The organism is Saccharopolyspora sp. NPDC003752 (assembly GCF_053605825.1).
In genome coordinates this window covers 1-15,934 of the sequence record NZ_JBSGJZ010000019.1, presented here as the reverse complement: position 1 = coordinate 15,934, position 15,934 = coordinate 1, and the positions used below count along the sequence as shown (strand labels likewise).

Sequence of the window (15,934 nt, the reverse complement as noted above, 5' to 3'; positions counted from 1 at the left end):
CCAACGCTCGCGTTGGTCCGGCGTTGGTCCGGCGTTGGCGGCGAGTGCGATCATAACCAGGTGATGTTCTGTCTGGGGGATTCATGAGCGAAGACGTGGAAGAACGGGCAAAAGTCGCGCTCGTTCGGTCCGTGTCCGGCGTCAAGCACTTGCGCAAGGCGGTGGAATCGGAAGGCTTGCGCCTGGACCCGGCAGCCGGTGCGGAGATCCGCTCCGCCCTGGAGGATCAGATGTCCACAGTGGACGACTGGTTGGCCAGGTCCGCTTCGCTCACCCAGCACGCGCCGTTGGGGCAGAACCCGGTCGGCGAGGCCATGGCGGCGAAGTTCGCGAACCGCGCCGAAGGCGACGAGAACTCCTTCACGGCAGTGCTCACGAGCTACCGGGAGGTCCTGGAAGAAGCCCGCGACGCCATCGTCGCCGCGATGCGCGAGTACCGGGACATCGAGGAGCACGTGTCGGACTCCTTCCGGAAGCTCGTTTGATGGGACCGGTTCCGGCCGGACGCACCGATCCGCAGTCGAGGGGAAAAGACCGGACATGACCCAGGAGACCGCTGGGCCGGACGTCGACATCGCGTTGACCGAGACGCAGAACTGGGCCTCGCGCAGCCACCGCGAGCTCTACGAGGCGGTGCACGCCGGCAACGATCCCGGCCGCGTCGGCCAGCTGGCCGACGAGTGGAACCGGTTGAGCAGCGAGCTGACCGAATCCGCGACGCGCATGGGCGAGCGGCTGCGGGCCACCGAAGCGGGCTGGCAGGGCGAGGCCGCCGAAGCGGCGAGGTCGGCGATCCAGCAGCTGGCCGACTGGAACCACGACGCGGGCACGACCGCGGGCGCGATGGCGGAGCGGGTCGCGGTGCAGGGGCGGATCATGGAGACCGCCAAGGCCGAGATGCCCGAGCCGGTCGGGGGCGGTGAGATGATCAACGCGGTGGCGGCCGTGACCTTCGCCACCGGCAACATGGAGGGCTTCCGGCAGGCCTGCGTCGACCTGAAGGCCCACCAGGACCGGTCCGCCTCCGCCCACGAGCAGGCGGTCCAGGTGATGACCTGGATGGAGGGCGAGTCCCGCAACATCGACGGCGACACCCCGAAGTTCACTCCCCCGCCGAACCCGGTCACGAACGACGAGCCGGTGCCGCTGCAGAAGCAGCACGTGGCCGAGCGCGCCGAGCTCAAGCCCCAGAACGTGGGCACGGATCCGGAAGCGCCGAGCTCGACCTCGCCGAACTCCGCGCCGGGCGACGTCATGGAAACGCAGCGGCTGACCGCGAAGGTCGAGCCGCTGCAGGGCAGCCAGCCCGGTGGCGCCCCGACGCCGTTCCAGGGGCCGGGCCCCGGCGGTACCGGGCCGATGGATGCGCCGACGAAGACGTTCTCGGCTCCGCCGCTCGGCAACACCCCGACGATGGATCCGCCGACGAAGTCCTTCTCCGCCCCGCCGTTGGGCAGCACCCCGCCGATGGATGGCCCGACGCGATCGTTCCGGCCACCGGAGATGCCGCCCCTCGGGGATTACCAGCCCAAGACCACGACTTCCCAGGGCACGAACGGTGTCCACCCGCCGGGCAACCTGCCGCCGCTCGGCGACGACCGGCAGCACCAGCCGCGGCCGTTCCAGGGGCCGGACGGCGGCCCCTACATGACCGGGCCGCGCGCGAACCGTCCCAACCAGCCCAACCGGCCCGGAAACCAGACCGGACCCGGCGGATGGCGCGGGCCGATCCCGCCGATCCCCGGCACCGGTGGCGGCCCGGGCGGACCCGTCGTGCCCGGTTCCGGCCCCGGCGGTGGCTCGGGCTTCCGCGGCGGACCGGTCGGCCTGTCCAGCGCGGGCGGCGGTTCCGGGGTGGGCCCGGGCGGGACGTCGGGCGTGGGCCCCGGCGGCGTGTCGGGCACTGGCCGCGGACCCGACGGCGGGTTCGCCGGTCGCGGGGGCGCCGGCATGCCCGGTCAGTCCGGCGCGGCGGGCGCTCCCGGGATGGGGCCGATGGGCGGCGCTCAGCGCGGCCAGGGCGAAGGCCAGGAGAAGGAACGCACCAGCAAGTACGTCGAGGGCGGCCCGGTGGTCGAGGTGCCTGGCGCCGACCTGCCGCCGCCGGTGATCGGCGAGGGCAAGCGGAAGAAGCAGCAGGGCCAGTGATGACCACGACAACAGCGCCGGATTTCGCGCTTTCCGCCGCCGAATTCGACCTCGTGCACGGCGCGCTCGGACTGGGCCGCGTCCCGTTCCCGCTGGAGGTGCCGAGCCTCGGCGCGACGATGGAGGAGCGCGCCGAGCTCGCCGCCGATGCGTTCCGGTCGTTGTCCGGCCGCGGGTACGCGACGGGCGACCAGCTCGACCCGCGGCTGGCGGACCTGCTGCGGTTGCTCCACGAGAACGACACCTCGGTCGACGTGGTGGGCCACATCGGGGGCCCGGTGCAGGCCCTGGCCGCCGTTACCGGCCGCGCCGGCGTGCTCGCGCAGCTGGTGGCCGGCGAGCTGCACCTGACGGAGATCCGCCCGACCGCGCTGGCGATGGCGGCCGTCGGCGTGCTGCCGCCCAACGAACCCGGGCCGCTGCGGTCGATCTCGGTTCGCCAGGACCAGCTGGCCAGCGCGCTCGACGAGGACGACGACGATCCCTTCGGCGGCGATCTCGACGAAGAGGTGGCGCTGGCCAGGGCGGGGGTGCCCGCCCAGGACGCCGCGGCGCTGGCCGAGCTGGCGAACACCCGCCGCGCGGGCGGGCAGTTCGGCGTCTCCCGCGGCTCCGAACGGGCGTCGACGCTGGTCACCTGGTTCGACACGCACCAGGGTCGGTACCTGATGGTCAGCCAGGGCGCCTGGCTCAGCATCTCCCCGGCCGACAACCGTCGCATCGAGCGCCGCCTCGCCGAAGTCGTGTCCGCAGCGGCCTGAACAACCGAGGGGAAGCACCATGACCTTTGAGGTCGTCGCCGAGGAGCTGACCGCGCACGCGAGTCACCTGGACGGGCTGACCGACCGGCTGGACACCGCGATCTCGGCCGCCGAGACCGTGAGCATGTCCGACGAGGCTTACGGGATCCTGTGCTCCTTCCTGCCACCGATCGTCAACCCGATGGAGGAGGAAGGAATCGACGCCCTGAAGGCCGCGAAGGAAGGCGTCAGCACCACCGCCGACAACGTGCGCACGACGGCCAAGCAGTACGAGGAAACCGACCAGGCGAGCGCGGACTCCTTCACCCCGTTGGAAGAAGGCGTCAAGGTGCGCGAGTCGGCGGTCGCGTTGCGCGGCACGGAAGCGCCGACCGGGTACAGCGCGTCCGAGCGCGGCACGGAAGCGCCGACGCGTTTCAGCGTGCCGGAGGGCGAGACGGTGGCTCGCCAGGCGCCGATGGGGTTTAGCGCGCCGGAGGGCGAGACGGTGGCTCGCCAGGCGCCGGCGCCTTTCAACGTGGCTGCGGGCAACCAGGCACCGACAGGGTTTAGCGCGCCGGAGGGCGAGACCGTGGCTCGGCAGGCGCCGACGCCTTTCAATGTGGCTGCGGGCGAGACGGTGGCTCGGCAGGCACCGACAGGGTTTAGCGCGCCGGAGGGCGAGACGGTGACTCGGCAGGCGCCGGCGCCTTTCAACGTGGCCGAGGGCGAGACCGTGGCTCGGCAGGTGCCGACGCGTTTTCAGCGTGATTGAGGGCGAAACGGTGGTCGCTCCGACGCAGTGGTCGGCGGCTCAGCGCAGCAGGCAGACCGCGGAGTAGCAATTCTTTGGAGGTAGTGCGATGCCGGGCGAAAGCCGAGGCGGGTTCGCCGCGATCGGGTCCGACCCCGACGAGGCCGAGCAGCGGATCCAGCAGTGGGCGCAGGGCTTCGCCGACAAGGCGCGGCGTTACCAGGAAGTGCAGCAGCAGACCGAGCAGCTGCGGCTGACCGCAGCCAGCCCGGACGGCCGCATCAAGGTGACGGTCCGCGCCGACGGAAGCGTGACGGACCTGGAGTTCACCGACAAGGTCCGCACGATGGCGCCGTCCGAGCTGGCCGCGCAGATCCTGTCCACGATGCACCGGGCGCAGTCCGACATCGCGAGCAAGGTCGGCGAGACGATGGCCGCCCACCTCGGCGACGAGGACCTGCAGACGCGCTCGATGATGCTGGACAACCTGCGCGAACGGTTCCCCGAACAGCCCGAGGACCCGGAACCCGAACCGTCGGAAGCCTCGTCGAAGTGGGCACTCCCGGACGACGAGGAAGCCCCGAAGCCGCCGCCCGCGCCGCCCGCACCGCCGGCGGCCGGGCCGACGCCGCCCGCCGCTCCGCCGAAGCGGCCCCGCTTCGAGGACGACGACGACGAGTTCGGCCCCGACTTCGATCCGCTGCGGGACTGACCTCCCGCCCTTTCCTTCCCGTTTCCTGTTACCTGGGGTGATGTCGTGACGAATCCGTTGGTTGCCCAGCGCGAGGACTCGACGCAGTCGTTCAGCGGTGTGCCGATCCTGGAGTCGGTCAACGACACGAAGAAGGCGATCGAGTCCGGGGACTGGGCGTCGGGCGTCATGGGGGCGGTGGGCACCGGCCTGGACGCGCTGGGCATGGCGATGGATCCGTTCGGCTCGATCCTCGCCGCCGGCGTGGGCTGGCTGATGGAGCACGTCGGCCCGGTCTCGGACGCGCTGGACGCCCTGACCGGCGATCCGGACGAGATCAAGGCGCACTCGGAGACGTGGAAGAACATCTCGGCGGAGCTGGGCGAGATCGGCACCGAGATGACCAACCTGGTCAACAACGACACGGGGAGCTGGATCGGCGAGGCCGGTGATGCCTACCGGAAGCGCAGCGAGGACACCGCCAACCTGATCGCGGCCGCGCAGGCGGCGGCCGACGGCGCGTCGAGCGGCATCGGCACGGCGGGCGAGGTCGTCGCGGCGGTGCGGACGCTGGTGCGCGACATCATCGCCGAGCTCGTCGGCCACCTGGTGAGCTGGGCGTTGCAGGTGCTGGCCACGCTGGGCATCGCGATGGCCTGGGTGGTGCCGCAGGTGGTCGCGGAGGTCGCCAAGGTCGCCGCCCGCATCGCCGACATCACCACGAAGCTGGTCAAGGCGATCAAGGCCCTGGCCCCGATGCTGAAGAAGCTCGGCTCCTCCTTCGGCGACGCCAAGGACGCCCTGAAGAAGATCAAGTCCGGCGACGGGTCGGCCCCGACCCCGAAGGGCCCGGCGTCGACCAAGTCGACGTCCAGCGACGGCCCCCCGACGAAGAGCAGCCCCGACGGCCCGCCCCCCAAGTCGTCGCCGAACGACGGCCCGGCCTCGACGTCATCGACGTCCAGCGACGGCCCGCCGACGAAGAGCAGCCCCGACGGCCCGCCGCCGAAGTCGTCGCCGAACGACGGCCCGCCGACGAGGTCGGGGCCGGAAACGGGCCCGACGCCTAGCAACAACTCCCCGGCTTCGACGCGGTCGAACAACAAGCCGGACGGTTCCAGCAACAAGCCGGACAACCCCAGGGACCGGTCGGTCAAGGGCGAGGACATCTGCACCGGGGGCTCCGAGCCGGTCGACCTCGCCACCGGTCACATGGTGATGACCGAGAAGGACCTGGAGATCCAGGGCCCGCTGAGCCTGGTGCTGCAGCGGATGTACGTCTCGTCGTACCGGGCGGGGCGGTGGTTCGGCCAGTCGTGGGCCTCGACGCTGGACCAGCGGCTGGAGGTCGACGCGGAGAACGTCTGCTACTTCTCCCCGGACGGGATGATCCTGGTCTACCCGCTGCCGTCGGCGGAAGCTCCGGTGCTGCCGGTCGAAGGCCCGCGGTGGCCGTTGCACCTGGACGAGGACGGCGGCTACAGCCTGGAGAACACGCAGCTGAACCAGATCCTCCGATTCGGCCCGCCGGCCGGGCGCGACCTGGTGCTGCCGTTGCTGTCGGTCGAGGACGAGGACGGTCGCCGGCTCGACGTCGAGCACCGCCGGTTCGGTCCGCCCAAGGCGATCCAGCATTCCGACGGGTACCGGGTGGAGATCGACAGCGAGCAGGAGCGGGTCACCGCGCTCCGCGTGGTCGACCCGGAACGCGACCTCGACGTGCTGGTGATGCGGTACGGCTACGACGCGAAGGGCCGCCTGGCCGAGGTGGTCAACTCCTCGGGCAAGGCGCTGCTGTTCCAGTACGACAGCGCGGGCAGGCTGACGGAGTGGCAGGACCGCAACGGGTTCTGGTTCCGCTACATCTACGACGAGCACGGCCGCTGCGTCCGGACGGTGGGCGACAAGGGCTTCTTCGACTCCACCTTCACCTACGACGGGTCGATCACCCGGTACACCGATTCCCTCGGCGGCGTCAAGGAATTCGAGTTCAACGACGCGAAGCAGCTCGTGCGGGAGTCCGACGCGCTCGGCAACACCACGCTGTCGACGTGGGATCGCTACGACCGGTTGCTCGACCGGACCGATCCGCTGGGCCGGACCACGTACTACCAGTACGACAGCCTGGGCAAGCCGCGGTGGATCACGCGCCCGGACGGAAGCACCGTCCGGCTGAACCTCGCCGACGACGGCACCGTCGAATCGATCGAGGTGAAGGACGGCGAACGCGCCTGGGCCCGGGTCTACGACGACGAGGCGTTGGACCCGTTCGGCGGAAAGGTCGGCGTAGCACCGCGACTCAGCGTCGAGAGCATCCGATCCGGCCGCGCCGAGACCACCGAACCGGAACTCACCGAGCCCGACCCCCGGCTGCTGGACCTGTTCGGACGCCCCCGGGAGACGACGACGCCGGGTGGCGGGCGGATCCAACTCGGCTGGACCGTGGAAGGCCGTCGTTCCTGGCGCGTCGACTCGCTGGGCAACAGGGTGCAGTGGCGCTACGACCCCGAGGGCAACCAGATCGCGCAGGTCGACGAGATCGGCGGGGTGACCGCCACCGAGTACGGCCCGTTCGAGGTCGAGCTGGCCAGCGTCGACCAGACCGGGGCGCGCACCACCCGCACGTTCGACACCGAGCGGAGGCTGACCTCCGTCACGAATCCGCAGGGCCAGACCTGGCGCTACGTCTACGACCTCGCGGGCAGGGTGGTCGAGGAGCACGATTTCGACGGCCGGGTGCTGCGCTACGCCTACGACCCGGCGGGACAGCTCGTGCGCTCGGTCAACGGCGCGGGCGAGGAGACCGAATACGTCTACGACGCGCTCGGCAACCTGGTCGAGTGGCGGGCTCCCTCGGGCGTCACCAAGTACGCCTATTCACCCGTCGGCCACCTGAACCGGGCGACCAACGACGACGCCGTCCTCGAGTTCGAGCGGGACGACCAGGGACGCATCACCGCGGAGACCATCAACGGCCGGTCGGTCACGTTCGCCTACGACAGCGAGAACGGCGTGATCCGGCGGCAGACGCCGTCCGGGGTGGCCAGCGCCTGGAACTACGACGCCGCCGGCCGGGCGACCGGCCTGTCCTTCGCCGGGCATTCGCTGAACTTCGGCTACGACGCCGCCGGTCAGCAGATCAACCGCTCGATCGACGGCGCGGTGACCCTGGTGCAGTCGTACGACGGCGAGCAGCGGCTCACCTCGCAGGCGGTCACGGGACGCTCGGGTCAGCCCGTGCTGCGGCGACGGTTCGTCTACCGGCCCGACGGCAAGCTGATCGGCACCGAGGACGGGCTCTCCGGGAGCATTCGCTACCAGATCGACCCGTCCGGCCGGGTGGTCGAGGTCATCGCGCCGGACCGGCGGGAGAGCTACCGGTACGACGGGTCGGGGAACGTCGTCGCGTCCAACGGCCTCAACGATGCCGAGACCGGTCCGCGGCGCTATGCGGGCAACAGCCTGATCGCCGCGGGGGCGGTCACCTTCCAGCACGACGCGCAGGGCAGGCTGGTCCTCCGCGCCGACAACACCGGCCGGAATTGGCGCTATGCGTGGGATTCCTACGACCGGCTGGTCGCGGTGACGACCCCGGAGGGCGTCGTCTGGCGGTACCGGTACGACCCGGTCGGCCGGCGGATCGCCAAGCAGCGACTCGCTCCCGACCTGTCCACGGTGGCCGAGCAGACCGACTTCGCCTGGGACGGCGGGACGCTGATCGAGCAGGTGCACACCGACGCAGGCGGCCGCCGCACGGTGACGACCTGGGCGCATCATCCGGACGACGACGCGCCCGTCGCCCAGCTCGAACGCGGCGCGGGTGCGCCGGAGCGGTTCCACTCGGTCATCACCGACCAGGTGGGGACGGCGACCGATCTGGTCGACCCCAGCGGAATGCTCACCTGGCACGGCCGGAACAGCCTGTGGGGCAGGGAATTGCCCGCCCCACAGGCCGCCGCCGGCACGCCGCTGCGGTTCCCCGGCCAGTACGCCGACCTCGAAACCGGCCTGAACTACAACGTCTACCGCTACTACAACCCGGCCACCGGTCGTTACCTCAGCCAGGACCCGCTGGGACTCGCCCCGGCCCCGAACCCCGTCGCCTACGTCGGCAATCCGCACAGCGCCAAGGACCCGCTGGGGCTGATGCCGAAGAAGGGCGGCGGCGGGCAGGGCCAGGGGTCCACCGCGGGGTCGAAGGACAAGACCGGGCGCAAGCACGGGGCCCCGAACACGCCGGAGACCGGGAACAACGGGCAAGGCCCTTCGAACCAGGGCGGCAGCAACACGAACCGGCCGGAGCCCAAGGCGCTCGAACAGAAGCCCGTGGGGACCTACGACGTGAACGGCAAGAAGTACAACGTCGAGGTCGAGGCCCACCAGAACAAGCACCAGACCACCCACATCACCGGGATGGACAACAAGAACGTCAGCAATTCCGGCGCCAACAAGTTCCCGGAGAACGTCGGCGATCAGGCGCACAAGGACTACTTCGGCAAGAACGCCGCGGAGATCGCGGACCTCAAGCGCCAGGAGAAGTTGGAGGCCTACAAGGACGGGGGCACCGCCGACGCTCGTTTCGAGGCGAAGCGGGAGCGGGAGCAGGCCTGGCAGGACTACCAGCGGGGCGAGAAGTCCTACGACGACTACAAGGCTGCGAACGACCGCTACCAGGATGCCGCGAAGGCGGACGACAAGGCGAGCAAGGATCTCGACAAGATCAGCCACGACGGCTTCAGGCGCCCGGACGGATCGATCTACGACGGTGCCAATCCCGCGCAGAGCGTCGACGGTGTCCGCTACCAGGTGTCGGGCGACTTCAGCGGCGGTTCCAACGACGTGAGCTACCACTGCTACCCGGGCACCAAGAAGCAGTCGACCTGGGACAACCAGTACGGCGACATGTTCAAGAAGTTCTAGTTGGAAACCAGACCTCCGATTTCCATTGAAGTTGCGGGAGTTGTCCACAGGCGTCGGCGTGTCGGGGTGCGACACGCCGACGGTCCGCAAGTTCCATTGAAATCGAAGGTCCGATTTCCATTGAAATTGCGGGCGTCAAGCGGTCCGACGCTGGGTCCGGGGGTCTGTCAGGAGCCGAGGAGGGTGGTCAGGCGCGGCGAGTAGGCGTGGTCGAGCACCAGCGACGCCGCGCCCACCGCTCCGGCGTCGTCGCCGATCAGCGCCGTCTCGACGCGCACCGGCCGCACCTTCGGCGCCCACACCTGCGCGTCGACCACCTTCGCCACGCGAGCCCGCACCAGCTCCGCCACATGCCGGAGCGCGGGCCCGCCGAGCACCACGCGGTCGACGTCCAGCACGCTCACCACCGATGCCAACGCCTGGCCCAACCGGGTTGCCGCCACGCGCAGCACCCGGGTCGCAGTGGCGTCGCCGTCGGCCGCCGAGCGGCACAGGCGCTCGTAGGCCGCCGCGACCGGTTCCCCGTTCGGCTCCTCCCGGGTCGCCGCCCGCCAGTCGGCGACGATCGCGCGCATCGAGCAGTACGCCTCCAGGCATCCCTTTCTGCCGCAATGGCATTCGCGCCCGCCGCCGCTGTGCACGTGACCGATCTCGCCGGCGTTGTTGCTGACCCCGCGATGCACCTGATCGCCCAGCACCACGCCGATGCCGACCCCGGAACCCAGGTAGACGTAGACGAACGAGCCCGCGCGGTCCGCACGACCGGCCCACCGCTCGCCGATCGCCGCGGCCGTAGCGTCGTTGTCCATCACCACCGGCAGCCCGGCGCGGTCCTCGACGATGTCGGCAAGCGGAACATCCGCCCACCCGGCCAGATTCGGCGGCCCGAGCACCCGGCGGTTCGCCGAGTCCAGCGGACCGGGCACCGCCAGCCCGACGCCGAGCACCCGGCCGTCTGCGATGCCGGAACGCCGCACCAACTGGTGGAAGGTGCGGGCCAGCGCCGCCCCGACCGCCTCGGGCGAGGCGTCGTCGGGCACGCGGCGGCGGCTGCGCATCCGCACGCCGCCCGCCAGGTCCAGCAGGACGCCGGTGATCCGCTCCGGATCGAGGTGCAGGCCGACCGCCGAGTAAGCGTCCGGCACGACCTTCAGCAGCACCCGGCGCTTTCCCCCGGTGGACGGCGCGTGGCCGTTCTCGGTGACCAGTCCGTCGTCGATCAGCGCGCGCACGATGTTGGACATCGTCTGCGCGGTCAGCCCGGTGCGCCGCGCCAGCTCCACGCGGCTGACCTCACCGTGCTGCCGGATCGCGTCGAGCACGACCGCCCGGTTGAACCCGCCCACCCGCGGCAGATTCGTGCCCTGCCAGGACGCTTTCGCCATCGACGCTCCTCGTCTGGGGCAGCAAGATCGTTGACTTGTTCCATCGAATGGAATTATCTTGCCCAAGAGTGTGATCCGGATCTCAGGTCAGGCGCAACCACTGCCGGCGGGAGGCCGCGATGCGTCGGAACAAGGCGATGTCCGCGTTCATCACCACCACCCTGGTCGTCGTGCTGGCCGCGTGCGGCGGCGGCGCGGCCGACGACCCGAACACGATCAGCGTGGCCTACCACCGGTACGGCAACACGTTGCAGGTCGACCAGTGGATGCAGCGGGTCAAGCAGCAGTACGAGCAGGCGCATCCGGGCAAGGTCGTGAAGCTGGATCCGGTGGTCGCGCCGGAGAGCGAGTACCTGTCGAAGCTGCAGCTGCGGATGCGTTCGCCGTCCACCGCGCCGGACGTGCTCTACGAGGACAGCTTCAACGTGAACTCCGACGTCGCGGCCGGATACCTGGCGCCGCTGGACGACCGGCTCGCGCAGTGGCCCGACTGGGACAACTACATCGACACCACCAAGCAGGCGGGCCGGGCGCAGGACGGCAAGACCTACGGCGTTCCGCTGGACACCGACACCCGCGGCCTCTGGTACAACCGCGAGCTGTTCGCCGCGGTCGGCCTGCCCGCCGACTGGCGGCCCCGGACCTGGGACGACGTGCTCGCCGCCGCCCGGCAGGTCAAGCAGCACCGCCCGGACGTCATCGCCCTGGACCTCGCGCTGGGCAAGGCCGAGGGCGAGTCGGTGAGCATGCAGACCGTCGAAATGCTGTTGTACGGCACCGAAACCGGCACCCTCTACGACGAACGGCAGCAGAAGTGGATCGCGCCGAGCAGCGGTTTCGCCGACGCGATGGGCTTCCTGTCCACCGCGTTGGCCGAGGGCCTGACGCAGAGCGGGGCGCAGATCGCCGATGCCCAGTACGACAAGGTGTTCCGCGACGACCTGACCCGCGAGGGCAAGATCGCGATCCGGCTTGACGGCAGCTTCGCCTCCGGGAACTGGGCGGATTCCGGCTGGCAGGACTGGAGCCGGACGATGGCGGCGACGCCGATGCCCACCCGGCACGGGCAGCCGCCGGGCACGGTCACCCTCTCCGGCGGCTGGACGCTGGCGATCAGCTCGTCCAGCGGCAAGCAGGACGACGCGTTCGAGTTCATCAAGCAGGCGATGACCAAGGACAACGTCGTGGCCTACGCGGCGGCCAGCGGCAACCTGCCGGCCCGCGCGGACGCCGCCGCCGATCCACGGGTGGTCGGTGCCAACCCGCTCAACCCGTTCTGGATCGGCCTGCTGGACAACACGCACTACCGGCCCGCGCTGCCGGAGTACCCGAAGGTCTCCGAGGCGATCCAGCAGTCGGTGCTCGACGTGGTGGCGGGCAAGCCGCCCGCCGAGGTCGCCGATCGCTGGTCGGAGCAGGTGTCGCGGATCGTGCAGCCGGCGAACACCCGACCGGGCTGATGGGGGCGCGGGTGGGGCGCTGGCTGGTGCCGATGGCACCCGCGTTGCTGCTGCTCGGCCTGTTCGTCGCCGGTCCGATCCTGTGGAGCGGCTACGTCTCGCTCACCAACGCGGCGCTGACCGGGGCCGCGGCGACCGCGCCGGAGTTCGTCGGGCTGGAGAACTTCCGGCGGCTGCTCACCGATCCGGCGCTGTGGCATTCGTCCTGGCTGACGGTGGTCTTCACGGTGGGCTCGGCGGTCATCGGGCAGAACTGCCTGGGCATGCTCATCGCCGTGCTTACGCAGCACCGGCGCCGCTGGGTGCGCAGCGCGGTCGGCACCGTCGTGGTGTCGGCGTGGGTGCTGCCGGAGCTCGTCGCGGCCTTCGCCGTGTACGCGTTCCTGAACGCCGACGGCACGCTGAACCGGCTGCTCACCGGTCTCGGGCTCGGTGCGCAGGACTGGCTCTACAGCGCGCCGATGGTGGCGGTAATCCTGGGCAACGTCTGGCGGGGCACCGCGTTTTCGATGCTGGTGTACCAGGCGTCGCTGTCGGAGGTGCCGACCGACCTGGTGGAGGCCGCGGAGGTCGACGGCGCCGGGGTGTTCCGCCGGTTCTGGCACGTCACGCTGCCGATCATCCGGCGTTCGGTGCTGACCAACCTGATGCTCATCACGCTGCAGACGATCGGGCTGTTCACGATGATCTACGTGCTGACCGCCGGCGGCCCGGGCGCCGCGACGCAGACGCTGCCGCTGCTGATGTACGACTCGGCGTTCGAGTTCGACGAGATCGGTTACGGCGCCGCGATCTCCCTGGTGCTGCTGCTGATCGGCGGCATTTTCGCGGTCGTGTACGCCAAGAGCCTCCGGGAAGGTGCCTGATGGCCTCGGTGACCTCCGCCCGGCGGCGCTCGGTGTCCACTGTGGTCAACCTGGTGCTCGCGGCCATCGCCCTGGCGTTCCTGGCCCCGCTGCTTTGGCTGGTCACGGCCGCGTTCGACGCCGACGCGCCGCTGGCGGCGCAGCTGCCCGCCGCGCTCACTCTCGACAACTTCGGCCAGGTGCTCGACTGGGAGACCAGCGTTCGTCCATTGTGGAACGGGCTGCTGATGAGCGGCGGCGCGGCGCTGATCTCGGTGGTCGCCGCGGTGCTGTGCGCCTATCCGCTGTCGCGCTACCAGCTGCGGTTCCGGCGGCCCTTCCTGTACGTCGTGCTGTTCGCCTCCGGCCTGCCGATGACCGCGGTGATGGTCCCGGTGTACAGCATGTTCGTGCGGCTGGAGCTGATCGACTCGATGTTCGGCACCACCCTGTTCCTGGCGGCGACGTCGCTGCCGGTCGCGATCTGGATGACGAAGAACTTCATGGACGGCGTCCCGATCGCGCTGGAGGAGGCGGCGTGGGTGGACGGCGCGTCGGCGATGCAGGCGCTGCGCGCGGTGGTGCTGCCGCTGATCGTGCCCGGCCTGGCGGTGGTTGCGATCTTCACGTTCATCACCGCGTGGGGCAACTTCTTCGTGCCGTTCGTCCTGCTGCTGGACCCGGCGAAGCAGCCGGCGTCGGTGGGCGTGTTCACCTTCTTCGGCCAGGGCGGGCTGATCGCCTACGGCCAGCTGGCGGCCTACTCGATCCTCTACACGGCCCCGGTGATCGCCCTGTACCTGATCGTCGGCCGCACCCTCGGTGGCGCCTTCAACCTCGCCGGCGCCATCAAGCACTGATCCGCCGCAATTTCCATTGAAATCGAAGGTTCAATTTCAATGGAAATTGCGGGAAGGGGCCGGCGCCGATGCCTGGCAGGGGCCCATCAAGCACTGATCCGCCGCATGGCGGCGGCGACCGCGGAGGGGTGGGTGAGCTGCGGGTTGTGCCCGGCGCCGGGGATGGTGGTGACGGTGGCCGATCCCGGGGCGTCGAGCAGCGGATCCTGTTGTCCGGCAACGATGTGGACCGAGGCGTCGCCGAGGAGCGTGCGGAGGGCGGCGCGTTCGGCAGGTTGGCTCGCGGCTCTGAGCCAGCGGGCGGTGCGGCTGGCGACGGCGGGCCGACGCAGCTGGGCCGCGGCGCTCGCGACGGCCTGGCGGGCTTCGGCGGGCGGAGCGTCGCCGAGGAGCGCAGCCGTGAGGCGCGGGACTGAGATGCGCTTGAGCAGCGGCGCGGCGAGCGCGCGGAGCAGCTTCGAGGCTTCGGCCTGGAGGAAGTAGGGCGAAACCAGGAGCACGCCCGCGATGCGGTCGGGATGCGCGGCGGCGAAGCGCAGCGCCGGCGCGGTGGCCGCCGAGTGGGCGACGATCACGGGCCGGGTTCGCACGGGTGCCAGCAGGTCCGCGAGCCAGTCCAGCGGCGTGGCCCTGGTCGGGGCCGAGCGGCCGAGGCCCGGCAGGTCGGCGACCAGGGCGCGCGAGTCCCCCAGTTCGCCGAGCACGCCCCGCCAGGACTCGCCGTCGAGTGGAAGCCCGTGCAGGAGCACGAAATCGGGCGAGGTCCGGTCGCCGGCGAGGTAGGTCCGGGAGCCTGCGACGTCGTGGAAGCCGCCGGAGAGCGCGGCGGAAGTCGCGCCGAACCGGTCCGCCACGAGCCGATCCGCCCAACGGCGCAGCGCGGTCTCGGCGGGCGGCTGCCGGAGTCCGGCGGCGTCGGCGACCCGCTCCGCCGAAGCGGTGTCGTAGCGGTCCTCGATCAGGAAGTCCAAGGTTTCCGGGTCGGCGCCGGTCAGCGCGGCCGGGAGGCGGCGGACCAGGGACACCGGCACACGGGTCCGCGGCGCGCGCACGCCCAGGTGGTCGGCGAGCATCCGGACCACGTCGGGCAGGTCCGGGGTGTCCGCGTCGAGCACCCAGTGCCGGCCGCCGGGCTCCGGGTCGTGCTCGGGGACGGCGGCCATGAACTTCGCGAAGTGGTCCACGGTCACGACGGGGACGAACGTGCGCGCGGTTCCGGGCAGCGCGGCCAGCCGTCCGGTCCACAACTGGCGGACCAGTTCGGCCAGGCCGATGTACTGGCCGGCCTCGCCGGTGGCCGAGTGCCCGATCACGCTGCTGGGGTTCACCACCGTCAGCGGGACCGCCAGCCGGGCGGCGACGACCCGCACGGCCGCATCCGCCTCGAACTTGGATCCTTCGTACGCGCCCTTGTCCCGATAGAGCGCCGCGAGTTCGGCCTCGGGGAGGGGATACCGCGCCTGTCGGTCCAGCCCAACCCGGTAGCCCGACACGTGGACCAGCCTGCGCAGGCCGCGGCGGGTGGCGGCCCAGCGCAGCACGTTGAGGGCGCCGTCGACGTTGACCGCCCTCGCCTCCTCGCGCTGCAGCCCGAACCGGTAGAGGGCGGCGGTGTTGAAGACATCCCGCACGTCGGCGAGTTGCTCGTCGTCGGCCGGGCTGAGCCCCAGTCCGGAACCACCGGTGAGGTCACCGGCGACGACCACGAGCCGGTCGTCGGCCGCGCCGCGATCGCGCAGCCACCCGCGCAACTCCGCCTCCCGGCCCGTCCCGCCGCGCTCCCGGAGGACTGCCGCGACCGCGCGGCCCTGGTCCAGCAGGTGCAGCACTGTCCACCGACCGATGAATCCGGTCGCGCCGAACACCACCGCGTCCGGTGCCCCGATAGGCCTGCCGCTCTCGATCACCATGGGGAGAAAAATAGACCGGTCTACATATTTTGTCCAGCGTCCGACGCCGAGCCCCCTTGCTGTCGGAAGCGGCACCGCGACGTTTTCGCGCGAAACCGGCGAATCTCGTGAGGGGTGGCGGGGGGGGGGGGGGGGGCCCCCCCCCCCCCGGGGGGGGGCCCCCCCCCCCGCCCCCCGGCCCCCCCCGGCCCCCACAAAAAAGCCCCCCCCAAACAAAAAGC

At 70.9% G+C, this 15,934-nt stretch carries 10 protein-coding genes and 1 pseudogene; 9 read left to right on the top strand and 2 right to left on the bottom strand.

Features of this window, described 5'->3' with window-relative positions; all coding sequences use genetic code 11:
- Positions 1-83: 83 nt before the first annotated feature.
- The 6 genes and pseudogenes from ACWEV3_RS23895 to ACWEV3_RS23870 all read left to right on the top strand — a co-directional run bounded on the left by ACWEV3_RS23895 (position 84) and on the right by ACWEV3_RS23870 (position 9,253).
- Positions 84-485 (top strand): hypothetical protein, encoded by a 402-nt coding sequence (locus ACWEV3_RS23895; RefSeq protein WP_452616054.1) that lies wholly within the window; start codon positions 84-86, stop codon positions 483-485.
- Between the two features lie 55 nt (positions 486-540).
- Positions 541-2,148 carry a PPE domain-containing protein gene (locus tag ACWEV3_RS23890; RefSeq protein ID WP_452616053.1) on the top strand — a complete coding sequence of 536 codons (1,608 nt, stop codon included), beginning with the start codon at positions 541-543 and terminating at the stop codon, positions 2,146-2,148.
- The gene (locus ACWEV3_RS23885) at positions 2,148-2,909 is read left to right on the top strand and encodes an ESX secretion-associated protein EspG (protein WP_452616052.1); all 762 of its coding nucleotides are present in this window, start codon (positions 2,148-2,150) and stop codon (positions 2,907-2,909) included. Before ACWEV3_RS23890 ends, ACWEV3_RS23885 begins: the two co-directional genes overlap by 1 nt.
- A 19-nt stretch (positions 2,910-2,928) precedes the next feature.
- Positions 2,929-3,213 (top strand): annotated as a pseudogene (locus tag ACWEV3_RS23880) (type VII secretion target); the annotation flags it as partial.
- Between the two features lie 538 nt (positions 3,214-3,751).
- Entirely contained in the window at positions 3,752-4,354 is a 603-nt protein-coding gene (locus ACWEV3_RS23875; protein WP_452616051.1) for a YbaB/EbfC family nucleoid-associated protein, read from the top strand.
- A 45-nt stretch (positions 4,355-4,399) separates the two neighbouring features.
- On the top strand, positions 4,400-9,253 hold the full coding sequence (locus tag ACWEV3_RS23870; RefSeq protein WP_452616050.1) for a DUF6531 domain-containing protein: 4,854 nt from the start codon (positions 4,400-4,402) through the stop codon (positions 9,251-9,253).
- 167 nt (positions 9,254-9,420) lie between these two features.
- Here the strand turns inward: ACWEV3_RS23870 and ACWEV3_RS23865 are convergent, their stop codons facing one another.
- Complete coding sequence (locus tag ACWEV3_RS23865; RefSeq protein WP_452616049.1) at positions 9,421-10,638, bottom strand: ROK family transcriptional regulator; 1,218 nt, start codon at positions 10,636-10,638, stop codon at positions 9,421-9,423.
- Positions 10,639-10,757: 119 nt separating this feature from the next.
- Between ACWEV3_RS23865 and ACWEV3_RS23860 the strand changes: the two genes are divergently transcribed.
- The 3 genes from ACWEV3_RS23860 to ACWEV3_RS23850 are packed head-to-tail and all read left to right on the top strand — an operon-like array spanning position 10,758 to position 13,803.
- Positions 10,758-12,098 carry an extracellular solute-binding protein gene (locus ACWEV3_RS23860; protein WP_452616048.1) on the top strand — a complete coding sequence of 447 codons (1,341 nt, stop codon included), beginning with the start codon at positions 10,758-10,760 and terminating at the stop codon, positions 12,096-12,098.
- 32 nt (positions 12,099-12,130) lie between these two features.
- Positions 12,131-12,964 (top strand): carbohydrate ABC transporter permease, encoded by an 834-nt coding sequence (locus ACWEV3_RS23855; protein ID WP_452616047.1) that lies wholly within the window; start codon positions 12,131-12,133, stop codon positions 12,962-12,964.
- Positions 12,964-13,803, top strand: a complete 840-nt coding sequence (locus tag ACWEV3_RS23850; protein ID WP_452616046.1) for a carbohydrate ABC transporter permease — start codon at positions 12,964-12,966, stop codon at positions 13,801-13,803. The genes ACWEV3_RS23855 and ACWEV3_RS23850 overlap by 1 nt, the downstream gene beginning before the upstream one ends.
- Before the next feature lie 86 nt (positions 13,804-13,889).
- Here ACWEV3_RS23850 and ACWEV3_RS23845 read toward each other — a convergent pair whose 3' ends face one another.
- Positions 13,890-15,713: an alpha/beta fold hydrolase gene (locus tag ACWEV3_RS23845; protein WP_452616045.1), complete on the bottom strand. Its 1,824-nt coding sequence runs from the start codon at positions 15,711-15,713 to the stop codon at positions 13,890-13,892.
- Positions 15,714-15,934 lie beyond the last annotated feature (221 nt).

Bases quoted from the DNA above. Each gene is read 5' to 3' on its own strand.
- ACWEV3_RS23895 (WP_452616054.1), top strand. From the start codon at position 84: ATGAGCGAAGACGTGGAAGAACGGGCAAAAGTCGCGCTCGTTCGGTCC.
- ACWEV3_RS23890 (WP_452616053.1), top strand. From the start codon at position 541: ATGACCCAGGAGACCGCTGGGCCGGACGTCGACATCGCGTTGACCGAG.
- ACWEV3_RS23885 (WP_452616052.1), top strand. From the start codon at position 2,148: ATGACCACGACAACAGCGCCGGATTTCGCGCTTTCCGCCGCCGAATTC.
- ACWEV3_RS23875 (WP_452616051.1), top strand. From the start codon at position 3,752: ATGCCGGGCGAAAGCCGAGGCGGGTTCGCCGCGATCGGGTCCGACCCC.
- ACWEV3_RS23865 (WP_452616049.1), bottom strand. From the start codon at position 10,638: ATGGCGAAAGCGTCCTGGCAGGGCACGAATCTGCCGCGGGTGGGCGGG.
- ACWEV3_RS23860 (WP_452616048.1), top strand. From the start codon at position 10,758: ATGCGTCGGAACAAGGCGATGTCCGCGTTCATCACCACCACCCTGGTC.
- ACWEV3_RS23855 (WP_452616047.1), top strand. From the start codon at position 12,131: ATGGCACCCGCGTTGCTGCTGCTCGGCCTGTTCGTCGCCGGTCCGATC.
- ACWEV3_RS23850 (WP_452616046.1), top strand. From the start codon at position 12,964: ATGGCCTCGGTGACCTCCGCCCGGCGGCGCTCGGTGTCCACTGTGGTC.
- ACWEV3_RS23845 (WP_452616045.1), bottom strand. From the start codon at position 15,713: ATGGTGATCGAGAGCGGCAGGCCTATCGGGGCACCGGACGCGGTGGTG.